The following is a 21,047-nucleotide window of genomic DNA, read 5'->3' as shown; positions in this document are numbered from 1 at the left end:
TGCGGCGCACCCGCTGTCGTCCTCTCGACCGTTGCCCGGATCCCGGTGGGTCAGCCGTGCGCGCGCCGGGCGGCGTGAGGCAGGCAGGCCGCCCGGTCCTGCTCGGCGAGTTCGTAGAGTTCCAGGTATTGACGGGCGCTGACCTGCCAGGAGAAATCCTTGGCCATGCCATTCGCCTGGATTTTGCGCCAGTCCACAGGGGTGGCGTAGAGCCGCAGCGCCCGCTGGATGGCGTCAAACAGGGCGTCCGGGCTGGCGTCGTCGAACACGATGCCGGTGGCGGTCCCGTCGCGCAGGGTCTCGTCGTTGGTGTCGACCACCGTGTCGGCCAGGCCGCCGGCACGACGGATCAGGGGCACGGCGCCATAACGCTGGCTGTACATCTGGTTGAGCCCGCAGGGCTCGAAACGGGACGGCATCAGGAACACGTCGGTGCCGCCCTCGATCAGCCGGGCATGGGCCTCGTCGTAACCCACGCGGATGGCGAAGCGGTCCGGGAACAGCTTGCCCCAGTGCTGCAGGGTCTGTTCGAAGCGGGCGTCACCGCTGCCCTGCACGGCGATCTGCAAGGGCAGGGCCATCAGCCGTGGCATGATCTCGAGCAGCAGGTCGATGCCCTTCTGCTCGACCAGCCGGCCAACCCAGGCCAGCAGCGGTACGTCCGGATCCTCGGGGAGGCTGAAGGCGCGTTGCAGGTGCCGTTTCAGCTCGCCGCGCCGCTCGAGGCCGGCGCGGTCGAAATGCACGGGGAGATAGGGGTCCTTGGCCGGGTTCCAGACCTCCACGTCGATGCCGTTGAGAATGCCGCTCAGCCGCTCGCGTCGTTGCCGCAGCAGGCCGTCCAGGCCGCAGCCGAAGTCCTCGCCCTGGATTTCCCGGGCATAGTTGGGGCTTACCGTGGTGATGCGGTCGGCGAACACCAGTCCACCCTTGATGAAGCTCAGCTGACCGTAGAACTCCAGGGCCTCGTGTGACCAGAGCCGGTTTGGCAGCCTGAGCCGGACGAAGGTCTCGTGTGGAAAGATGCCTTGATAGGCCAGGTTGTGGATGGTGAACACGGTGGCCGGACGCTGCAGCTCATCGTTGAGCAGGGCCGGTATCAGGCCGGTTTGCCAGTCGTTGCAGTGGACGATGTCGGGCTGCCAGTCCAGCCCCAGCCGGTTCATGGCCAGTTCCGTGCCCACGTGGCAGAGCAGCGAGAAGCGCTCGGCATTGTCGGCCCAGGGTTTGCCATCGGCGCCGAGATAGGGATTGCCGGCCCGGCCGAAGTAGTCGTGGTGCGACAGGCCGTAGACCTCGACCTCCGAGCCGGGCAGCAGGCCGTGGTGCAGCATCGGGCTCATGCGGCCGCCGGGGAGCCTCAGAGGCTCCATCATGCCCGAGGCGATCGCCTCGGCGTAACCGGGAATCAGGATGCGGACATCGTGGCCGAGGGCCTTGATGGCAATGGGCAGTCCGCCGGAGACATCGGCGAGACCCCCGGTCTTGATGAGCGGATAGGCCTCGCTGGTGACGAAGAGGACCTTCTTCATTCGCTGCTGGCTGATGGGGCCGCTTCGATCTCGCGCTTGGGCTTGGGTTGGCGGACGCACTTGAGCACGATGCCCGCGAGGGGGGGCAGGGTCAGCTCGATCGAATGCGGGCGCCCCATCCATGGCCGTGGCTCCGAGCGCAAGGGCGGATTGCCGACATTGCTGCCGCCGTAGTAAGTGGAGTCGGAGTTGAAGATTTCCTCGTACTCGCCGGCCTCGGGAACACCGATGCGGTATTCGTGCCGGGGCACCGGCGTGAAGTTGAGGATGATCAGCACGAAGTCACTGGCATCCTTGCGGATGTAGCTGAGGATGGATTGCGGTGCATCGTGGCAGTCAATCCATTCGAAGCCCTCATGGTCGAAATCGCGGGTATGCAGGGCGGGTGTGGTTGTGTACAGCCGGTTCAGGTCCGACAGGGTCTTGGCGACGCCCTGGTGCAGCGGATGGTCCAGTGCATGCCAGTCGAGCTGGCTGGCGGCGTTCCACTCGGTACTCTGGGCAAATTCGCAGCCCATGAACAGCAGCTTCCTGCCCGGGTAGGTCAGCATGAAGGTGTACAGCAGCCGCAGGTTGGCAAAGCGCTGCCACTCGTCGCCGGGCATGCGTGCCAGCAGCGACCCCTTGCCGTGGACGACCTCGTCGTGCGAGAAGGGCAGGATGAAGTTTTCGGTGAAGGCGTACAGCAGGCCGAAGGTCAGCTGGTCATGGTGATAGTGGCGGTGGATGGGATCCTTGCCGAAGTACTCCAGCGTGTCGTGCATCCAGCCCATGTTCCACTTCATCGAGAAACCGAGTCCGCCGGTCCAGGTGGGGCGGGTGACCTGCGGCCAGGCCGTCGATTCCTCGGCCATGACCAGGGCGCCAGGGCATTGCTGGTGGGTGACGGTATTGAGCTCGCGCAGGAAGGCGATTGCCTCGAGGTTCTCGTTGCCGCCGTATTTGTTGGGAATCCAGTCGCCCGCCTCGCGGGAGTAGTCGAGGTAGAGCATGGAGGCGACCGCGTCCACCCGCAGGCCGTCCAGGTGAAACTCTTCCAGCCAGTAGATGGCGCTGCCGATCAGGAAGTTGCGGACTTCGTTGCGGCCATAGTTGTAGATGAGCGTGCCCCAGTCACGGTGCTCGCCGAGGCGCGGGTCCTCGTGCTCGTAGAGCGGCGTGCCATCGTACCAGGCGAGTCCGTGGGCATCCTTGGGGAAATGCGCCGGCACCCAGTCGAGAATCACGCCGATGTCATGCTGGTGGCAGTAGTCGACGAACCAGCGGAAGTCGTCCGGACTGCCGAAGCGGCTGGTCGGCGCGAAATAGCCGGTGGTCTGGTAGCCCCAGGAGCCATCGAACGGATGCTCGGTGATGGGCAGGAGCTCGATATGGGTGAAGCCCAGTGGCTTGACGTAGGCGACCAGCTCCCTTGCCAGGGTGCGGTAATCCAGGAACTGGCCCTGTTCCCCGACCTTCCACGAGCCGAGGTGGACCTCGTAGACCGACATGGGCGCGTGCAGCCATTCGTGGCTGGCGCGGGTTTCGAGCCAGTTTTTGTCGTGCCAGGCAAAGTCGTCCTTGCCGGTGACGATGGAGGCGGTGCCGGGCCGCAGCTCGAAACGCTGGCCGTAGGGATCGCTTTTCAGCAGCACCGTGCCGTGGGCGCGGTTGCGGATCTCGAACTTGTACAGGCACCCCGCGTCCAGGCCGGGGATGAACAGTTCCCACACGCCGCTGCCGCCGCGGGTGCGCATGGGGTGGGCGCGCCCGTCCCAGTGGTTGAAATCGCCGACGACGCTGACCCGCTCGGCATTTGGCGCCCAGGTCGCGAACAGCACGCCCTCCACGCCGTCGACCGTGTAGAGCTGTGCGCCGAGGATGCGATAGATATGGCGGTGTTTGCCTTCGCCGAACAGGTAGAGGTCGAAGTCGGCAATCTGGGGTTCGAAGGTATAGGGATCGACATGGCTGCCGGCCTTTCCTTCCTTGTCGACCCAGTGGATCGCATAGTGGCGCGGGATGCGGTTGTCGGGCTCCACCCGGCATTCGAACAGGTCGGTATTGGGCAGCCGCCGCAACTCGGGGCCGGCTTTCCCGACCCGGGCGGTCTCGGCCCAGGGCAGATAGGCGCGAAATACCTCCCGGCCGTCTTGCGCGTGTCGTCCGAGGACCGCGAAGGGGTCGTGATGTCGGGCCTTCAGCAGCCGGACAACGTCCTCGGGAAGGGTTTTCTCCCACTCTGCACCGGGGGCTTTTTGCGCGTCTGGTGAGTTCACTTTGAAAGGCCTCTGGTAGTAGAATGGGTCTCTAAACGATGCCTCGAAACGAGGTGTGGATATTATCAAATCTGCGCCGCGATTGTGCCGAAAGTCCGTCACTCAGGAGCGACCCCCATGCCAGAATCCCTGCACAAAACCCGATTCGTCAGTCGTCTGACGCGGCAGACGCTGGCGCTGGTCCTGGCCGGCGGGCGGGGCAGTCGCCTGCATTCCCTGACCGAGTGGCGCGCCAAGCCGGCCGTGCCGTTCGGAGGCAAGTTCCGCATCATCGATTTTCCCCTGTCGAACTGTCTCAATTCCGGTATCCGGCAGATCGGCGTGCTGACGCAGTACAAGGCCGACTCGCTGATCCGCCATATCCAGCAGGGCTGGGGTTTCCTGCGCGGCGAGCTGGGCGAGTTCGTCGATGTCATGCCGGCCCAGCAGCGCATGCAGGAACGCTGGTATGCCGGCACGGCCGATGCCGTCTACCAGAACCTCGACATCCTGCGCCAGCGCGATCCCGAATATATCGTCATCCTGGCAGGCGACCACGTCTACAAGATGGATTACGGTCTCATGCTGGCCTATCACGCCGAGAGGGAGGCTGACCTCACCATCGGCTGCATCGAGGTGCCGCTGGAAGAGGCCAAGGGTTTCGGCGTCATGCATGTCGACGATGCCAAGCGGGTCATCAATTTCGTCGAGAAACCGGCGGAGCCGCCGCCCATGCCGAACCGGCCGGATCATGCCCTGGCGTCCATGGGGATCTATATCTTCAGCACGGCCTTCCTGTTCGAGCAGCTCATCAAGGATGCCGACAATCCGGCCTCCAGCCATGATTTTGGGCATGACATCATCCCCAACATCATCAACAACAGCCGTGTCTTCGCCTATCCCTTCCGGCATGCCCAGAGCGGCGTGCAGGCCTATTGGCGGGATGTCGGCACGGTGGACGCCTACTGGTCGGCCAACATGGAGCTGATCGGTGTCGATCCGGAGCTCAACCTGTACGACCGGGAGTGGCCCATCTGGACCTATCAGGCACAGACGCCGCCGGCCAAGTTCATTTTCGACGACGACGATCGCCGGGGCATGGCGGTGGATTCCATGGTATCGGGGGGATGCATCATTTCCGGCTCCGAGGTGCGCAATTCGCTGCTGTTCAGCAATGTGCGCGTCAACTCCTATTCTTCCGTGAAGGATTCCGTCGTGTTGCCGGAGGTGAATATCGGCCGTCATTGTCGCATCACCAGGGCTGTGATCGACCGCGGCTGCCACATTCCGCCCAATACCGTGATCGGCGAGGACCTGGAGGAAGATCGCAAGCGCTTCCATGTCAGCCCGGGTGGCGTCGTGCTGGTGACGCCCGACGATCTCGGTCAGCGGTTGCACTTCTCGCGCTAGGCGGTCGGCGCGCTTGGGGCAAGGGCAGCGCGGCGGCTTCCGTGCCGGTTGCCCGGCGCCGTCCATCCCGCAGCATCCTTCCCGCGATCATGTTCGGGGTATCGCCGTCTGATACCCCGCAACTCAAACAATTTCTACAAGCTGGTCATGTACACCCTGGGGGGGCGGTTTGGCGCAAGCGCATAGCATTCTCGACCGGCGTCGAGCGGGTATCCTCCTTCATATCACGTCGCTTCCCGGGGCCGCCGACAATGGCGACCTGGGCAAGGATGCCTACCGTTTCGTCGACTTTCTCGCCCGGGCGGGCATAACCGTCTGGCAGACCTTGCCGGTCAATCCCACCCACCCCGACGGTTCCCCTTACCAGTGTCTTTCCGCGCATGCGGGCAATCCACGCATGATCGACCTCGGCTGGCTGGTCGAGCGGGGTTGGCTGCCCGAGCAGGTTCTGACGCAGGCGATAGCCGCGGAGCCGGGTTACCGTGATGCCTGTCTGGCATATGCCTTCGCGCGGTTCCGCAGCGATGGCCAGAGCATCGCGGACCTCGATGGCTTTGTGGCGGAGCATCGTCACTGGCTCGACGACTTTGCTCTGTTCATGGCCATTCGTGCGGAGCAGGGCGATCGGCCCTGGCAGACTTGGCCGGAACCGCTGCGCGATCGCGATCCCGCGGCCCTGGGTGCCGCGCGTGTCCGCCTGGCGGATCGGATCGCGCGGGTCTGTTTCGAGCAGTTCCTGTTCTATGGACAGTGGCGGGCCTTGCGGGCCTATGCCAACGCCCGTGGCGTGCTGCTTTTCGGCGATATCCCGATTTTCGTCGCCGGCGACAGTGCCGACGTCTGGGCGCGACGGGAGGAGTTCGATCTGACGCCGGAGGGCAATCCCCGGGTCGTGGCCGGCGTTCCGCCCGATTACTTCTCCGCTACCGGGCAGCGCTGGGGTAATCCGCATTATCGTTGGGATCACATGCAGGCCAACGGTTTTCGCTGGTGGCTGGAGCGATTCCGTGGCCAGCTGGCGCTTTACGACTGGGTCCGCATCGACCATTTCCGCGGTCTCGAGGCCTATTGGGAGATCCCCGCCGATTCGGCCACGGCCATCGAGGGGCGCTGGATACCGGCGCCGGGACAGGCCCTGCTGGAAGCCTTGGTCCATACGCTGGGAGACAGGGGCGTTCCCCTGATTGCCGAGAATCTTGGCATCATCACGCCCGAGGTCGAGGCCTTGCGCGAACGCTTCGACATACCGGGGATGCTGATCCTGCAATTCGCCTTCGACGGTGGACCGGGTAATCCCTATCTGCCCCACAACCATACCCCCAACAATGTCGTGTATACCGGCACGCATGATAACGACACCACGGTGTCGTGGTTCGAGGGTTTGAGCGCTGGGCAGCAGGCGCACGTCCGGCGTTATCTCGGCAATCCCGCCGCCGACATGCCGGAAGCGCTGGTGCAGAGCGCGCTGGCCTCGGTGGCCAAGTTGGCCATTCTGCCCCTGCAGGACGTCATCGGGCTCGGCCAGGGTTATCGCATGAACACGCCGGGTACCATCGACGGTAACTGGGCATGGCGGTTCAGCTGGAGCCAGCTTGCAGACGCGCACGCTGTCGCGCTCTCCGAGATGGTCCAGCTCTACGGGCGCTGAGGCAGGCCGGGAACCCCGTCATTCCGGTGGTGGGGCGGTTCCTGGGGTGGGGTATCGCGGACAGCAAAAGACCTTGTTGCCAGCAATCTCGGATTGCAGATGGCCCGGGGGGAGAGCCTGCAACAAGGTCTAGGGGGAGGTGAGCTCGGGAGCTCTTTGTCGTTATAGTTGTTGTAATCGAATTCAGGCGCCTCGACTGGACGGAATCCGAACAGGCACCGTGGAACTCTTACTTGGACTTTTGCATCTGCTTTTCGACCTGAGCCCTGGTTTCGTTGTAGGCATCGGTCGGAACGCTTTCCATCTCACGGCTCTTCAGCAGGAAGACGCCGATGACGGTGGCAACAATGACGGCGCCAATGTAGAGCCAGAAGTTATCTTTTTCTTGTTCCATATTTTTTACCTCAACAGACTTCAGTGGTTGTTGTCCGATCGACAGCGCTTGATGCCGATCGCCTTATCCTAGCAAGTAACCGAAGTTACGGGTCGGGGTCAGCTGGCCATGGAGGCCCGGTCCTGACACGCGGACCCATTCTATTTCGGTTAATAGTCATGTTCAAGCCTCTTGCTTGACTTTTTTGGGGCTGGATAGCGGATCGGCCTTGGGCCGTGCCGGGGCGGTTTGTGGCTCTCCTCGTGCCGGATGGTCTCGTCCGCACAGTTGTATGATGGATAACCTTGTCACTGCTTGTCCTTAGACTGGAGTCCAGATGAACCGCCCCCAGCCCCAGCCCGAAACCGATGACGCTGTCCTGACCCCGGAAAAAATGGCCGCGGATGTCCCGGCGGATCCCGAGCTCGCCGAGAGTCCGAATCCCGTGGCGGCAGCGGAGATTCAGGCCGTCAGCCATGAGCCGGTTGCCACGCTGGTCGCCACGGCGCCCAAGGGTTCGGCGGAGGATAGCGAGGAAGCGCCGCTGCCGGCCGGCTACCCCTATCCCCGGCGCATGCGCCGCCGCGAGTACGAGCGGCTCAAGCAGGATTTGCAGGTTGAGTTGCTGAAGGTACAGAGCTGGGTCAAGGATTCCGGGCAGCGCGTCATCGTCCTGTTCGAGGGCCGTGACGCGGCCGGCAAGGGCGGCACCATCAAGCGCTTCATGGAGCATCTCAATCCGCGTGGCGCGCGCGTCGTGGCGCTGGAGAAACCCACCGAGGTCGAGCGTGGGCAGTGGTATTTCCAGCGCTACGCGGCGCATTTCCCGACGGCCGGCGAAATCGTCTTCTTTGACCGTTCCTGGTACAACCGGGCCGGTGTGGAGCGTGTCATGGGGTTCTGCAAGCCGCTCGAATACCTGGAGTTCCTGCGCCAGGCGCCATCGCTGGAGCGGATGCTGGTCAACAGCGGCATCCTGCTTTTCAAGTACTGGTTCTCGGTCAGCCGGGAGGAACAGCTGCGCCGCTTCGTCGCCCGGCGTGACGATCCGCTCAAGCACTGGAAGCTCAGTCCCATCGACATCAAGTCGCTGGATCGCTGGGACGACTACACCGAGGCCAAGAAGGCGATGTTTTTCCACACCGATACGGCCGATGCGCCCTGGACCGTCATCAAGTCGGACGACAAGAAACGCGCCCGCATCAACTGCATGCGGCACTTTCTGCACGTCCTGCCGTACCCGAACAAGAATCCGAAAGTGGCCTGCGAGCCGGATCAGCAACTGGTCGGACCGGCATCCCGGGTGATCGACTCCAGCGAGCGGATCATCGATCAGTTCTGAGGTGTCGCCGGCTGCGAGCCGCCGGTTGCCGGGCGGGCGCTCAGGCTCGCAGCCAGGCAGATGCCAGGAGGCCCGCGCCCGCGAGAACCGCTAGGCCGGCGAGTGTGGGCGCGACACCGCCGGCCAGCAGCACCGAGCCGCCGATGAACAGCGCGCCGCCGGTAAGGCCGAGTCGGGTTTGCTGCCGGTTGCGCCGCAGTTCGTGGCGCAGGGATTCCAGCTCGGGCGAGCGGGCGTTGACGGTCAGTTTGCCGTGGGCGGCGTCGCTGAGGGCGCGATGCACCAGCATCGGCATGTCGGGCCAGTGGCTGGCCCAGAGCGGCAGCTCCGCCTTCAGCTTGGCGAGATTGGCGGCTGGACCCAGTTCGTCCCTGAACCAGCGTTCCAGGAACGGCTTGGCCGTCTGCCAGAGATCCAGTTCCGGATAGAGGTCGCGGCCCAGTCCTTCGATATTGAGCAGGGTCTTCTGCAGCAGCACCAGTTGCGGCTGCACCTGCATGTCGAAGCGTCGCGCGACCTGGAACAGGCGCAACAGGAGGTGGCCGTAGGAGATGTCCTTGAGCGGTTTCTGGAAGATCGGCTCGCATACGGCGCGGATCGCGGCCTCGAATTCGGCCGCCCGCGTGTCCTTCGGAACCCAGCCGGATTCGATGTGCATTTCCGCGACCCGCCGGTAGTCGCGGTTGAAGAAGGCGCGGAAATTCTCGGCGATGTAGTGCTTGTCTTCCTGGGAAATGCTGCCGATGATGCCGAAATCCACGGCGATGTAACGGGCGTCGCGGGTGGCGAAGATATTGCCCGGGTGCATGTCGGCATGGAACAGGCTGTCGCGCAGCACCTGGGTGAAAAAGATTTCGACGCCACGCTCGGCCAGCAGCTTGAGATCCACCCCATCGCGGCGGAGCTGCTCGACATCGCCGATCGGAATGCCGGAAATCCGTTCCATGACCATGACATCGCGCCGGGTATGGTCGAAGTACACCCTGGGGATGTAGAGCATTTCCGAGCCCTCGAAGCGCCGGCGGATTTCCGCGGCATTGGCGGCTTCCCGCACCAGATCCAGCTCGTCGAGAATGGTTTTCTCGAATTCCGCTACCACCTCGATCGGTCGCAGCCGCTGGGCGCCGGTCCAGAAGCGGTCTGCCAGCCGGGCCAGTTCGTGCAGCAGGGCCAGATCGGTGCGGATGCGCGCCTCGATGCCGGGGCGCAGCACCTTCACCACCACGGCGTCACCCGTGCGCAGGCGGGCCGCATGCACCTGGGCCACCGAGGCCGAGGCCAGCGGCGACTCATCGAATTCGGCAAACAAGGCCGTGACCGGCTGGCCCAGCGAGCGTTCGACGATGGCCTTGGCCTCGCGGCCCGGGAACGGCGGCACCCGGTCCTGAAGCTTGACCAGTTCCTCGGCGATATCGTCCGGCAGCAGATCGCGGCGGGTGGACAGGGTCTGGCCGAATTTGATGAAGATCGGCCCAAGATCCTCCAGGGCGCCCCGGATGCTGGCGCCACGCGGCGGGTCGGCCGGAGCGGCCGGCGCATGCGCGCCGAATTTCAGCAGCAGTCGCAGAGGCCCGGAGAACTGCTCGATGTCGAGCAGCCGATCCAGCCCATGACGCAGCAGCACCTGGCGGATGTGGTGCAACCGCTGGAGTGTGGCGGGGCGAATCACGACGCCTTGGCAGTGGGCGGGCCGGCGGGCGACGATGTCCGGGCGGCGGCCTCCAGCCGCTCGATGCGGGCGCTCAGGCGATCCTTGTCTGCCCGCAGGGTATCCACCTCGGTCAGCAGCGCATCGACTTCCGAGCGGTCGGGCAGCCAGCGGGTTTCCTCGCGCAGGTATTCGCCGACATCGGTCTCCAGCGCTTGCAGCGAAGCGCGGGTCCAGCGCTGCCCCGCATCCACCATGCCCAGCAGGCCGTCGGCCAGCCGGTTGCCGAAAAAGCGTGACAGGAAGCCCGCCCAGTCGATCTTGAGCGCCTGGCACAGCGCCTGGAAGCGACGGGCCGTTTCGGCATCGCCCTGCAAGCTGATGCCGCTGGCGGCCAGAGCGGCGCCATTGCTGGCGAGGCCGGACCGGGCGAAGGCCGCCAGATTGCCGGCGAGGGTGACGTCCGGTTCGTTGCTGAGCTCGGTCAGGATTTGCAATTCCTCATGGGTGGCGCACAGGTAGAGGGTGCGGCCGAAGGGCTCCAGCCGCAGGGCCACTACCTGGCCAGCCAGGGGTTGCAGGGCCTCGCGGCCTGTGGCGGAGGCGTCCAGATGCTGGCGGAGTAGTCGACGCAGGCTCTCGGTGAGGCTGGCCGCCAGCCAGGGATGGCCGGCCGTGCTCAAAGTTTGTAGCCCCGGTGAATGGCGACCACGCCATGGGTGAGGTTGAAGTACTCGCAGCGTTCGAAGCCGGCGCCCTGCATCATCTGCTTCAGGGTTTCCTGATTCGGGTGCATGCGGATGGATTCGGCCAGATAGCGGTAGCTGTCCTCGTCCTTGGCGACCAGCCGGCCCATCAGCGGCAACAGCTTGAAGGAGTAGAGATCGTAGGTTTTCTTGAGCAGGGCACCCTGCACCTCGGAGAATTCCAGGACGATGACGCGCCCGCCGGGCTTCAGCACCCGGCGCATGGATTTCAGCGCCTCTTCCTTGTGGGTGACGTTGCGCAGGCCGAAGGCGATGCAGACGCAGTCGAAGGTGTTGTCGGGAAAGGGCAATTTCTCGGCGTCGATCTGGGCGAAGGCGACGCCGCTGGTCACGCCCTCGTCGATCAGGCGGTCGCGGCCGCGAGTCAGCATCTCGGCATTGATGTCCGACAGCACGACGCCGCCCCGGTCGCCGACTCTCTCGCGGAACAGCGCGGTCATGTCGCCGGTGCCGCCAGCCAGATCCAGCACCTGCTCGCCATACCGGACATGACTGAGCTGCAGGGCGATCCGCTTCCAGATGCGATGGATGCCGAGCGACATCAGGTCGTTCATCAGGTCGTACTTGCCGGCCACCGAGTCGAACACGGATCTGACCAGTCGGGCCTTTTCGCCTTCGGGTACCTGGCGGAAACCAAAATGGGTGGTGGAGTCGGTGTCGGTCATGGGTTTTCTCGAAGTCGTTGCGATGGGCGAGGCCCGGGAACCGGTGTCGCGGAGCCCGGTGCTGCGACTGACGTTCTGATTGCGGACCTATGCATGCGGGCTGCGGTGGTGGCCGGCCTGCTCCAGGCGTTGCAGATAGTCGCGCCAGAGCTGGTCGCGGTTCGAGCCGAGCCCGTACAGATAGTCCCAGGTGTAGATGCCGGTATTGTGCCCGTCGCTGAAGGTGGGACAGATGCCGTAGTTGCCCACCGGACGGACGTCGGTGATGGTCACATCCTGCTTGCCGATCTGCAGGACCTCCTGTCCCGGGCCATGCCCGCGGACTTCCGCCGATGGCGAGTGTACCCGCAGGAACTCGAACGACAGTTCGTCGCGACGACCGTCGTCATAGTGAATCTCCAGCACTTTCGACTGCTGGTGCAGGATGATCTGGGTCGGGGTTACGACGCTCATGGCGGGTCGGCGTTACAGGATATAGCGGCTGAGATCCTCGTCCTGGGCCACTTCGCCGAGTTGGCGCTCGACATAGGTCGCATCCACGGTCACCGTCTGGCCGGTATGCTCGGGTGCCTCGAAGGAGATCGCCTCCAGCAGGCGTTCCAGCACCGTGTGCAGGCGGCGGGCGCCGATGTTCTCGGTGCGCTCGTTCACTTCCCAACTGATTTCGGCGATGCGGGCGATGCCGTCGGCGGTGAAGCTCAGCGCCACGCCCTCGGTCTTCAGCAGCGCGGCGTACTGTTCGGTCAGCGAGGCGTCCGGTTCCGTCAGGATACGGACGAAATCGGCGGCCGACAGCGCGTTCAGCTCCACCCGGATGGGGAAGCGGCCCTGCATCTCCGGGATCAGGTCGGATGGCTTCGACAGGTGAAAGGCGCCGGAGGCGATGAAGAGGATATGGTCGGTCTTGACCATGCCGTGCTTGGTGCTGACGGTGCAGCCCTCGACCAGGGGCAGCAGGTCGCGCTGCACCCCCTCGCGGGAGACATCGGGACCGCCGTGTTCGCCGCGCTTGCAGATCTTGTCGATCTCGTCGATGAAGACGATGCCGTTCTGCTCCACGGCCTCGATGGCGCGCAGCTTGACGTCCTCGTCGTTGATCATCTTGTCGGCTTCTTCCTCCTGCAGGGCCCTCAGGGCATCCTTCACCTTCAGCTTGCGGGTCTTGGTCTTGCCGGTGTGCAGGTTCTGGAACAGATTCTGCAACTGGCTGCTCATCTCTTCCATGCCCGGCGGGGCCATGATCTCGACGCCGACCTGGGTGGCGCTCATCTCGATCTCGATGTCCTTGTCATCGAGTTCGCCAAGGCGCAGCTTCTGACGGAATTTCTGACGCGTCGGCGAGGCCTCGCCTTCACTCTCTTCCCCGGACCAGCCGCCCACGCCCGGCAGGAGGGCATCGAGCACACGTTCCTCGGCGGCTTTTTCGGCGCGGGCCTGGACGCGTTCGATGTCGGCCTGACGGGTCATCTTGATGGCGGCATCGATCAGGTCGCGGACGATGGATTCCACGTCGCGGCCGACGTAGCCGACCTCGGTGAACTTGGTGGCTTCCACCTTGATGAACGGGGCATGGGCCAGTCGCGCCAGCCGCCGTGCGATCTCGGTCTTGCCGACGCCGGTCGGGCCGATCATAAGGATGTTCTTGGGGGTGATCTCCTCACGCAAGCCGGGCGCGACCTGTGCGCGGCGCCAGCGGTTGCGCAGGGCGATGGCGACCGCCCGCTTGGCATCGGTCTGGCCGATGATGTGTTTGTCCAGCTCCTGAACGATTTCCCGGGGCGTCATGGCCGTCATGTCAGGTCGACTCCACTGGCAGTTCCAGCTCTTCGATGGTGAGGTTGCGGTTGGTATAGATGCAGATGTCGGCGGCGATGTGCAGTGACTTCTCGACGATGTCGCGTGCACCGAGTTCGGTGTTTTCCAGCAGCGCACGGGCCGCGGACTGGGCGAAGGCGCCGCCCGAGCCGATGGCGATCAGGCCCTGTTCGGGTTCGATCACGTCGCCGTTGCCGGAAATGATCAGCGAGGCCTTTTCATCGGCGACGGCCAGCAGAGCCTCCAGCCGTTGCAGCATGCGATTGGTGCGCCAGTCCTTGACCAGTTCCACCGCGGCGCGGGTCAGGTTGCCGCGCTGTTTTTCCAGCTCGCCTTCGAAACGCTCGAACAGGGTGAAGGCATCCGCTGTGGCCCCGGCAAATCCGGCCAGCACACGCCCATGATAGAGGCGTCGCACTTTGCGCGCGTTGCCTTTCATCACCGTGTTGCCCATGGTTACTTGGCCATCGCCGCCGATCACCACCCGGTTGCCTCGCCGGATCGAGACGATGGTTGTGCCGTGAAAACTGTCCACGCAATAGACTCGCTCAAGAAAGGAAGTCGGCGATTGTACCGCATAGGGGGTGGCGCCGCCGGATGTCGTCCGGGTCATGCCGGGGCCGATCCTATCGGTTCGGCTCCGTCCTGCAAAAAACCCCCGCCGAGGACTCGGCGAGGGTTTCATTGCTACCCGGGGGCGATCCGGGTCGTGGGGCTGAGTCCCGGGATCAGGCGATATCGGGGCACAGGTCGCGGCCGATCAGCTTGCCGAAGCTTGCGAAAACTTGCAGCAGGACGCCTGCGATGGCCAGCGCCAGCCAGCCGAAGAAGACAAAGCCGTAGTGCAGCGGGGCGACGAACAGCTCTTCCATGAACCAGAAGGTGTGACCCCACTCGTTCAGGCCGACGTTCGGCAGAATCATGAACGGACCGACGACAGTCACCAGGTACGGCAGCGACAGACCGTCCGCGAAGAAGGGCAGACGGGTCTTGGCGTACAGGAAGGCGCCAAAGCCGGTGATGATGTAGATCGGGTAGCTCAGGTAGAACTCGATGATGTGCGACGGGGTGAAGTCGGTGTCGCGCACGATCGTCTGGTGCCAGGTGCCGTCCTGCTCGGTGAAGTACGAGGCACCCCAGTAGATGGCATTCGCATAGGCGAACAGCCAGATCAGGTGGGTCATGTTGCGACGCAGTTCTTCACGCGGCTCGACCGCGGCCAGGTTGCGGTCGCGGGTCTTCCAGATGTAGCCCCACAGGATGGAGGCGGTGACCACTTCCAGTACGATTTCGGTGTACAGGAAGTTCATCCAGTAGGTCTCGAACTCCGGTGCGAAGGAGTCCAGGCCAGCGGACCAGCCGTACACGCCTTCATACCAGCGTACCCACATGTAGAAAACGAAGTAGACGCCGAAAGCAAAGGCGAGCCACTTCTTGTCGAGCAGCGGCTTGTCCGCCGCGGCGATGTTGCCTGCACTGATTGCAGCCATGTTGACCTCCAAAACGCTTGGTTGTTGCTTGTTGATGTTGCGCGGTTAGTTTAACCGGCAACGCGCGCTAGGACAGGATGGCAGGGGTGAAGGTTCCGCCGGTTTGCCGGAAAACTTGCCGCGGTGCGGAGGGAGTCGCGACATGTCGCCGCCTGGCGGCTAGTCGAGCCCTTCCCGGTACCAGTAGGTGAAACGCCGGTGGGTGGCCACCTGCTTGCCGCCGCCCACGTGGGAGCCCGACAGTACCGCCTCGACCGTCTTGGTTTCGCCCGTCTTGCTGTCCGTGAGCCTGACCACGGTCGTGGTCGGCGAGGGCGGGAAACCGCCGCCCGGTATCACCTCGTAGCGCGAGGTTGCCTGACCCGAGGCATCGGGCGCATAGACCGACGGTCCCCCGGTAGCGCAGCTGATGCCATAGAGCCGCGCGGTGCCCAGCGAGGTGTTGCACTCGCCGCCAGCGTTGCTGGCGGCCTCGTGGGTGGGGAAGTAGGTGGTGCCCGACTGCGTGACCGCACTGCCGACGGTCTTCTCGCCGGTGGCCAGATTGATGTACCAGCCTTTCTGGTCGGGGTTCGGGGCGGTGCCCACGGTCGTGACATCGGTCAGCTCGCTGGTGGTGACGATGCCCGTGGCGACATCCTGCACCTGATAGAAACGGTTGGCGATCAGCCGGTCGAAAGGCTCCTCCCGATTGCCGGAGCCGATCAGGATGACATCCTGGTTGCCGCAGCGGGCCACATCCGGCGGATAGAGGAATTTCCGCGCATGATTGCCCGTACCGCCCAGCGAGGCGATCTGAATCATCGACCACAGGTTGGCATCCCCCGTGATGGCCGAGGTGGTCGGGTCCTTGAAGCTGATGCGCCAGAGGTTGCCGCCGGTATCGCCGACATAGGCCCGCTCGGCATATCCGGTGTTGATGTCGGTGACGACGGCGATATCCGAGGGGAAGCTGTAGTTGCTGCCGCTGAAGAATCTGGTGCTGTCGATCTGACCGCTGGCGCCGAGTGTGACGACGAACACCCCGCGCCCCATGTTGCGGCTGCCGCTGACCGGGTTGCCATAGCTGCCGGCGCCGGTATCGAACGGGCGGTCTTCGGCATTCGGGTCATAGCCGGCGCCGAAGATCAGGGCCAGCCTGTCGGCCCCCCCCGCTGCCGCCGGCTTCAGCATGATGGGCTTCAGCTTCGACCAGGTCTGTCCCAGTTCGCTGAAGCCGGCATCGGTGTTGGCGCGCTTCCAGATTAGCCGGGGGCTGTTGCGGTCGGCTACGTCCAGCGCGGCGATGAAGCGCCCCCCGCGGCGCAGGCTGACGAACAGCCAGACCTTGTCCGGCACGCAGTCGCCGTTGGCATCGGGGGCATAGACGCTCAGATTGCCATCGATCCGATAGGGTCTGTTGAAGGCGCCGGCCGGGACCGGTGCGGGAAAGGTGACGGCCGGGGCGTTGTCGCGCAGACGTTTGATGCTGGCAAGGAAATCGGACGGGATGTAAGCCCAGAGTTCGGTACCTCCGGTCGTGCCGCCGTTCAGCGCGCGCAGCAGGCCGTCGTTGCCGGCATAGAACACCACGATGTCGCCCGTGGCGGCCCCCGAGCAGCCACCGCCGGCATTGCCATAGTTCACGGCAACCGGTTCCGAGTGCAGGACATCTCCGGTGAGGGACGGGCGGGGGCCGTTGCTGGTGGACGGGTTCTCGCCGATATTGTCGACGCCCCGGTACCAGTTCACCAGGTTGTCGCGCTCGCTGCTTGTGCTGACGCCCAGCTGGCCGGCCGTCACATTGCCGCTGGTGACGGTGATCAGGCTGCCGTTGCTGTCCGTGTAGAGCTTGCGGTTCGAGTTCGAGGCGTCCGCCGTGAATTCCAGGCGCAGTTTCTGTCCCGCGCCGCCTTTTTCCACCACGGCGCCATCCGGTGCATCCGAACCCGAGATTGGCGTACCGCACAACAGGGGATCGCCGGTGGAACTGCTTGGGCCGCAGCGGAAATTCCAGAAGGTCGAGGGTTGCGTCCAGAAACTGACGGCGTCGTCCGCCAGGAAGCCGGTGCCGCTCTGGACCTTCCGCGGCGGCGTCTGGTTGCTGCTGTCGGTCAGGTACAGGTTGGGCCGGTCATCGCCGGCATTGTCCGGCGTTCCGTTGTCGTTCGTTCCGTACAGGGCCAGCTGATACAGCTTGAGGTTGCCGAACCAGCGGGGATTCTTGTCCGGTCGGAACATCCCGAGATAGACCTGATTCAGGTCCAGTCCGCCGGCGGAAAGCCCCGTGGGCAGGGTGGCCGGTGCGAACGCCTGGTTGGCGGCATTGATGGAGATGAAGAAATTGCGGAACGAATCGATCAGGCCGCCCAGGTTGCCGCCGATTTCGTAATAGGTACCGTTGCCGTTGCGCGCGATCGACTTCAGGAGGGTGGTCTGGTCAGGATCCGGACTGGCATTGTAGATGTTCATGACATAGGTCTGAACCGTCTGTTGCCCGCTGATGGGGCTGACGTCCGTGGTGGCCAGGAACCGGGCCCAGACATCGCTGATGCGTCCACTGGCGGCCAGCGGGAACTGTGCCGCGAGGTAGCTGTAGCCGAGCCCGCTCAGCAGACTGGTATCGTCGGCGTTGGGGTAGCCGTTGCCCACCAGCAGGACGTAGTTCTTGCCACCGCAGGTGTTCGCGGTCGGCGAGGTGATGGGGCTGCGGTAGCTGAGTCTGGTGTCGGGGTCGGTGAAGGCCAGCGTCTCCTCGATGGCGATGGGCGTGCCGAAGCGCAGCGCGCCATAGCCGACATGGCCGACCGGTGTACCCGCCGTGCCCGTCGATGTGCCACTGGGGTTGGCATGGCCACCATAGTATTTGAAGGCTTCGAAGAGGGCGCCGCCATAGTTGGCGCTGGCGTCCGCCTTGAAGTCCGAACTGGTGATGTTGCCGAACAGGGTGTCGAGGTCGCCAAGCAGCGTTGGGCAGCGACTGGCATTCAGCGACGTGACGGCACGACGCACAAAGCCGGTGACGCCCGAGTTGTTGATGCTGGTGCCAGCATTGTTGGCATAGGTGCCCTTGGCGGGCTTGAGCAGCATCAATCCGACATTCAGCCGGGTTGGCGTCGAGGCGTTGCAGACCAGTTCGTTCAGCACCAGCTTGATGGCGGCGACTTCCACCTGGCCCTGGGTCAGCTTCGTGTCGTTGCCGAAGATCTGGTTGACGTAGTTCAGGCAGGTGGCGTCGTTGTTGCACTTGGCCGAGACCGAGGTCTTGCTCCAGGCCTGGTTGTTGGCTGACCAGTTCGAGGTGTTGTCGAGGAAGATCAGCACATTCGGTGGCGAGGGATCCTGTGCGCCCCCCCCCTTGAACAGGTCGATATCCTCCGCTCGCCCGGTCGCGGCCGAGAGCAACAGCCAGGAAAAGACGGCCCATCCTGTGATGCGCGGGTTCATCGTCGTGTCTCAGTTACAGGTAACGTTGGCCGGCACCGGGCAGGTGGGGGGTGTATTGCCGGCGGCGTAGGGATTCGGCCGGGGGCAGGGCCCGGCTTTCGGGACTCTCAGACCCCAATGCACGGTCATGCCGGCACCCAGCGGGTCGCCCACGGCTGTGCCTTCGAAATCCCAGTAAGTATCGACCACCTGCCGGGCCGACAGCGAACCGCCCTGTTCGTCCCCGCCCGCCGCACCCAGGCAGCGGGGTCGGATTTCCACGTTCACGCCTCGTCCGTTGACGCAGACGCTCAGGGATTTGCAGTCATAGGTGACCGGCGCGCAATCACTGCCGGCCTTCTCGCAAACGCTTTGCTCGATGGCGGCACGCAGTGCCATCTCGGCTTCGTTGGCGGCCTGGAGGTTGCCGACGAGTCGGAGGTGACTGGTGCTCGCGGTGATCGCCGCGACGCCGATGAGGGTCAGCAGGGCCAGCATGAACAGCGTGACGGCCAGGGCGATGCCGGCTTGTCCACGGCTCCCTTTCATGGCTCCCGCCTGCCGCTCGCATTGATCAGCCGGATGGTCTGGCTGAATGCCCGACGATGGTAGGGTCCGCCGGGCGTGACGGAAAGATTGCCCAGGTCGTAGCTTTTGGTGTCGGTATACCCTGGCGTGGGGTCCAGGCTGCGGGCCAGCACATAGGTCTTGACCGCGATGACATTGGACCAATCGGCCATCGATGCCGGCGAGGCCGTGTAGCTGTTCGGGGAGCCATCCCGATCGCTGTCGATACCGTACTGGATTTGCAGGTTTTCGATGCCTTCCACCAGTGCCTGGGCGTTGGTGTCGCTGTCGATGGGATCCTTGCGCATCAGGGTGGGGATACCGTCCCCTGTCTGGGAATAGCTGCGGATATAGTAGATCCGGACGTGGAGCTGGCGGATGTCTGCCGTGCTGCCATCCGGTTTTTGCAGGCTGTAGGCGGCGGCCGTGGCGCCTTTGCCAATGACGTAGGCTGCGGGCGTGGTCTGAAGGTAGGTTTTGCCGGCGTTTTCCGGTTTGCCGACATCGGCCGGCAGTGTTGCCCTGCTGTCGGCACGCAGCAGGATGAGAGCCTTCGTGCCATTGACCTTGCTGGTCAGGCTGGCCGTGCATGTTCCGGTGACAGGAAACGGAAAGCTGTCGATCAGGTTCTGGAAAGGCGGGGCGGGTGTCGTGCAGGGATCCGGCTGGCTGGCGGGAAGGTTGGTGTTTGCGGGGTTGAACGCGCCCCAGAACCCTGCATGCTCAAGATCATCCCGGATGATTTTCAGGGCATAGCGTCCATTCTCGATCTGCTCGCTGGCTTGACTGAGGGCTCGATAGCTGCGTAGGGCATTGACCGATAAGGTGCCGACGGCCGCCACGATGGCCAGCCCCAGCACCATCGAAATCATCAGCTCGACCAGGGAGAGCCCCTGCTGAGACTGAAGCCGGCCACGGGGCTGGAAGCCGATCATGACGTGGCCCGCGCTAGGTGCCGGGGTCGAAGAAGCGAACCGGCACGCTGAGGATGCGGCGGTTGGGTATGTCGTCACCGCAGTCATTGGCGGACGTGGGCATGGCGATCTCTGCCAGCCCCTGCCAGACCACGGTAACGACGAAGTCGTTGCCTGCTCCGGTGATGCAGCCGCAGCCGTTCATCATCGCGCCTACGGGCTTATCGTCGAGTTTTTCACCAGCACCGGCCAAAAGGCTGCTCCATTCGCAGAGATCCTGAGCGGCACGGCTTGTACCCCCGCCCGCGCAGCTGGCGCACGCGCTCGTCACGTAGCTGGCGCGTTCGCTCCGGTTGGTCCGCAGTCGGCCGGCCATGTCTTGCAGCAGGATCAGCGCCTGCGAGCGCTGGTACGACTCCAGCTCCGCCCTCTGGGCCTTGCCCTGCAAGGCGGCCAGCCCCAGCAGGCCGATGGCGACGATGAGCAGGGAAACCAGGACCTCGATCAGCCCGACCCCCGCCTGACGATCGGGGCGCTGCCGGCGCGGGCAGGTTGCGCAGTGGGGTGCCATTGGCGCGGCCTGTCGCCGCAAACCTTCTTGCCGATGGCTGGTCGGGCGCACCGCGGGCTGATCGGCTTTAGCCATCGTCCGGGCGGGCGGTGGGTCGCCCCTTGGTCGTCAAGGCAAGATCCGCGCGCCCTACCATTTGTCCGCCGGTGTTTTGACGCCCTGGCTGGTCAGGGTGAGGGCAGCATCTCTGGCCTGTATCGTGCCGCTCCTGGGGGTAGCCGTGATCGTATAGGCCGGCGGACTGTCCGTCTTGGTGAGCGTGATGCCGCTATAGAAGGACTGGATGTGTGCCGGGACAGTCAGACTCAGATCGGCGAGCGAGCTTGTGTACTGGCGATTGTTGAGCAGGTACTCCTCTTCGCGGTTGGCGACATCGAGCATGAATTGCTGCGCCTCGGACCGATTGACGCGGATGACGTACTGCTGGTAGGAGGGGTAGGCGACGCTGGCCAGAATGCCGATGATGGCCACGGTGATCATCAGCTCGATCAGGGTGAAACCTGCTGGTCTCCCCGGTGCGCAGGCGACGACCGCTCGCTGGCGTGCTCTCAGCATGTTGCGTCCTCGGTCCGTATCCGCCCGGTGCTGTTGATGATCACCCGGCGGCCATGCCGCGTGGCGGATGGGTTCGATGCGCAAATGCTGAAGGTATCGTTGCCCACC

19 protein-coding genes (1 of these 19 cut by a window edge) are annotated in these 21,047 nt (G+C 64.2%); 3 read left to right on the top strand and 16 right to left on the bottom strand.

Going from position 1 to position 21,047, the window contains the following annotated elements; all coding sequences use genetic code 11:
• Window positions 1–50 precede the first annotated feature (50 nt).
• Together glgA and glgB are read right to left on the bottom strand one after the other, a co-directional pair.
• On the bottom strand, window positions 51–1,532 hold the full coding sequence (glgA, locus tag ACH5N8_RS14245) for a glycogen synthase GlgA (protein WP_483281791.1): 1,482 nt from the start codon (window positions 1,530–1,532) through the stop codon (window positions 51–53).
• A complete protein-coding gene (gene glgB, locus ACH5N8_RS14240; RefSeq protein ID WP_483281790.1) occupies window positions 1,529–3,790 on the bottom strand; it encodes a 1,4-alpha-glucan branching protein GlgB in 2,262 nt (753 codons plus the stop codon). The genes glgA and glgB overlap by 4 nt, the downstream gene beginning before the upstream one ends.
• A 117-nt stretch (window positions 3,791–3,907) precedes the next feature.
• Between glgB and glgC the strand changes: the two genes are divergently transcribed.
• Both glgC and malQ read left to right on the top strand, forming a co-directional pair.
• Window positions 3,908–5,179 carry a glucose-1-phosphate adenylyltransferase gene (gene glgC / locus ACH5N8_RS14235; RefSeq protein ID WP_483281789.1) on the top strand — a complete coding sequence of 424 codons (1,272 nt, stop codon included), beginning with the start codon at window positions 3,908–3,910 and terminating at the stop codon, window positions 5,177–5,179.
• A 169-nt stretch (window positions 5,180–5,348) separates the two neighbouring features.
• Window positions 5,349–6,827 (top strand): 4-alpha-glucanotransferase, encoded by a 1,479-nt coding sequence (gene malQ / locus ACH5N8_RS14230; protein ID WP_483281788.1) that lies wholly within the window; start codon window positions 5,349–5,351, stop codon window positions 6,825–6,827.
• Between the two features lie 229 nt (window positions 6,828–7,056).
• Here the strand turns inward: malQ and ACH5N8_RS14225 are convergent, their stop codons facing one another.
• Window positions 7,057–7,221 (bottom strand): hypothetical protein, encoded by a 165-nt coding sequence (locus ACH5N8_RS14225; protein WP_460027683.1) that lies wholly within the window; start codon window positions 7,219–7,221, stop codon window positions 7,057–7,059.
• Between the two features lie 316 nt (window positions 7,222–7,537).
• On the opposite strand from ACH5N8_RS14225, the gene ppk2 reads away from it, so the two are divergent.
• Window positions 7,538–8,542: a polyphosphate kinase 2 gene (gene ppk2 / locus ACH5N8_RS14220; protein WP_483281787.1), complete on the top strand. Its 1,005-nt coding sequence runs from the start codon at window positions 7,538–7,540 to the stop codon at window positions 8,540–8,542.
• Between the two features lie 40 nt (window positions 8,543–8,582).
• Here the strand turns inward: ppk2 and ubiB are convergent, their stop codons facing one another.
• The 13 genes from ubiB to ACH5N8_RS14155 all read right to left on the bottom strand — a co-directional run.
• Window positions 8,583–10,211 carry a ubiquinone biosynthesis regulatory protein kinase UbiB gene (gene ubiB, locus ACH5N8_RS14215; RefSeq protein ID WP_483281786.1) on the bottom strand — a complete coding sequence of 543 codons (1,629 nt, stop codon included), beginning with the start codon at window positions 10,209–10,211 and terminating at the stop codon, window positions 8,583–8,585.
• Entirely contained in the window at window positions 10,208–10,873 is a 666-nt protein-coding gene (locus tag ACH5N8_RS14210; protein ID WP_483281785.1) for a ubiquinone biosynthesis accessory factor UbiJ, read from the bottom strand. The genes ubiB and ACH5N8_RS14210 overlap by 4 nt, the downstream gene beginning before the upstream one ends.
• Window positions 10,870–11,622 (bottom strand): bifunctional demethylmenaquinone methyltransferase/2-methoxy-6-polyprenyl-1,4-benzoquinol methylase UbiE, encoded by a 753-nt coding sequence (ubiE, locus tag ACH5N8_RS14205; protein WP_460027687.1) that lies wholly within the window; start codon window positions 11,620–11,622, stop codon window positions 10,870–10,872. Before ubiE ends, ACH5N8_RS14210 begins: the two co-directional genes overlap by 4 nt.
• A gap of 87 nt (window positions 11,623–11,709) precedes the next feature.
• Entirely contained in the window at window positions 11,710–12,075 is a 366-nt protein-coding gene (locus ACH5N8_RS14200) for a gamma-butyrobetaine hydroxylase family protein (RefSeq protein ID WP_460027688.1), read from the bottom strand.
• A gap of 12 nt (window positions 12,076–12,087) precedes the next feature.
• Window positions 12,088–13,416, bottom strand: coding sequence for an ATP-dependent protease ATPase subunit HslU (hslU, locus tag ACH5N8_RS14195; RefSeq protein ID WP_483281784.1), 1,329 nt, complete (start codon window positions 13,414–13,416; stop codon window positions 12,088–12,090).
• A 1-nt stretch (window position 13,417) separates the two neighbouring features.
• Window positions 13,418–13,972: an ATP-dependent protease subunit HslV gene (gene hslV, locus ACH5N8_RS14190; RefSeq protein WP_460027692.1), complete on the bottom strand. Its 555-nt coding sequence runs from the start codon at window positions 13,970–13,972 to the stop codon at window positions 13,418–13,420.
• A gap of 193 nt (window positions 13,973–14,165) precedes the next feature.
• Complete coding sequence (gene amoC, locus ACH5N8_RS14185) at window positions 14,166–14,927, bottom strand: bacterial ammonia monooxygenase, subunit AmoC (RefSeq protein ID WP_483281783.1); 762 nt, start codon at window positions 14,925–14,927, stop codon at window positions 14,166–14,168.
• A 159-nt stretch (window positions 14,928–15,086) separates the two neighbouring features.
• Entirely contained in the window at window positions 15,087–18,353 is a 3,267-nt protein-coding gene (locus ACH5N8_RS14180) for a pilus assembly protein (RefSeq protein WP_483281782.1), read from the bottom strand.
• 9 nt (window positions 18,354–18,362) lie between these two features.
• Entirely contained in the window at window positions 18,363–18,881 is a 519-nt protein-coding gene (locus ACH5N8_RS14175; RefSeq protein WP_483281781.1) for a pilus assembly PilX family protein, read from the bottom strand.
• Window positions 18,878–19,834 (bottom strand): PilW family protein, encoded by a 957-nt coding sequence (locus ACH5N8_RS14170; protein ID WP_483281780.1) that lies wholly within the window; start codon window positions 19,832–19,834, stop codon window positions 18,878–18,880. The genes ACH5N8_RS14175 and ACH5N8_RS14170 overlap by 4 nt, the downstream gene beginning before the upstream one ends.
• A 13-nt stretch (window positions 19,835–19,847) precedes the next feature.
• Window positions 19,848–20,384, bottom strand: a complete 537-nt coding sequence (gene pilV, locus ACH5N8_RS14165; protein WP_483281779.1) for a type IV pilus modification protein PilV — start codon at window positions 20,382–20,384, stop codon at window positions 19,848–19,850.
• 129 nt (window positions 20,385–20,513) lie between these two features.
• Window positions 20,514–20,939, bottom strand: coding sequence for a type IV pilin protein (locus tag ACH5N8_RS14160; protein WP_483281778.1), 426 nt, complete (start codon window positions 20,937–20,939; stop codon window positions 20,514–20,516).
• Window positions 20,933–21,047 carry the 3' end of a GspH/FimT family pseudopilin gene (locus ACH5N8_RS14155; protein ID WP_483281777.1) on the bottom strand. The gene runs 440 nt beyond the window's last position, so the window shows 115 of its 555 coding nt (coding positions 441–555); its start codon lies beyond the right edge, outside the window — the gene reads right to left on this strand; it ends in the stop codon at window positions 20,933–20,935. Before ACH5N8_RS14155 ends, ACH5N8_RS14160 begins: the two co-directional genes overlap by 7 nt.

Source organism: Methyloparacoccus sp. NF-16 (assembly GCF_056880625.1).
The sequence above is the reverse complement of the archived record's forward strand: the minus strand, read 5'-3'. Positions and strand labels throughout refer to the sequence as shown.

Bases quoted from the DNA above. Each gene is read 5' to 3' on its own strand.
- glgA (WP_483281791.1), bottom strand. From the start codon at position 1,532: ATGAAGAAGGTCCTCTTCGTCACCAGCGAGGCCTATCCGCTCATCAAG.
- glgC (WP_483281789.1), top strand. From the start codon at position 3,908: ATGCCAGAATCCCTGCACAAAACCCGATTCGTCAGTCGTCTGACGCGG.
- hslU (WP_483281784.1), bottom strand. From the start codon at position 13,416: ATGACGGCCATGACGCCCCGGGAAATCGTTCAGGAGCTGGACAAACAC.
- ACH5N8_RS14200 (WP_460027688.1), bottom strand. From the start codon at position 12,075: ATGAGCGTCGTAACCCCGACCCAGATCATCCTGCACCAGCAGTCGAAA.
- ACH5N8_RS14225 (WP_460027683.1), bottom strand. From the start codon at position 7,221: ATGGAACAAGAAAAAGATAACTTCTGGCTCTACATTGGCGCCGTCATT.
- ppk2 (WP_483281787.1), top strand. From the start codon at position 7,538: ATGAACCGCCCCCAGCCCCAGCCCGAAACCGATGACGCTGTCCTGACC.
- ACH5N8_RS14160 (WP_483281778.1), bottom strand. From the start codon at position 20,939: ATGCTGAGAGCACGCCAGCGAGCGGTCGTCGCCTGCGCACCGGGGAGA.
- amoC (WP_483281783.1), bottom strand. From the start codon at position 14,927: ATGGCTGCAATCAGTGCAGGCAACATCGCCGCGGCGGACAAGCCGCTG.
- pilV (WP_483281779.1), bottom strand. From the start codon at position 20,384: ATGGCACCCCACTGCGCAACCTGCCCGCGCCGGCAGCGCCCCGATCGT.
- ubiE (WP_460027687.1), bottom strand. From the start codon at position 11,622: ATGACCGACACCGACTCCACCACCCATTTTGGTTTCCGCCAGGTACCC.
- ACH5N8_RS14170 (WP_483281780.1), bottom strand. From the start codon at position 19,834: ATGATCGGCTTCCAGCCCCGTGGCCGGCTTCAGTCTCAGCAGGGGCTC.
- ACH5N8_RS14175 (WP_483281781.1), bottom strand. From the start codon at position 18,881: ATGAAAGGGAGCCGTGGACAAGCCGGCATCGCCCTGGCCGTCACGCTG.
- ACH5N8_RS14180 (WP_483281782.1), bottom strand. From the start codon at position 18,353: ATGAACCCGCGCATCACAGGATGGGCCGTCTTTTCCTGGCTGTTGCTC.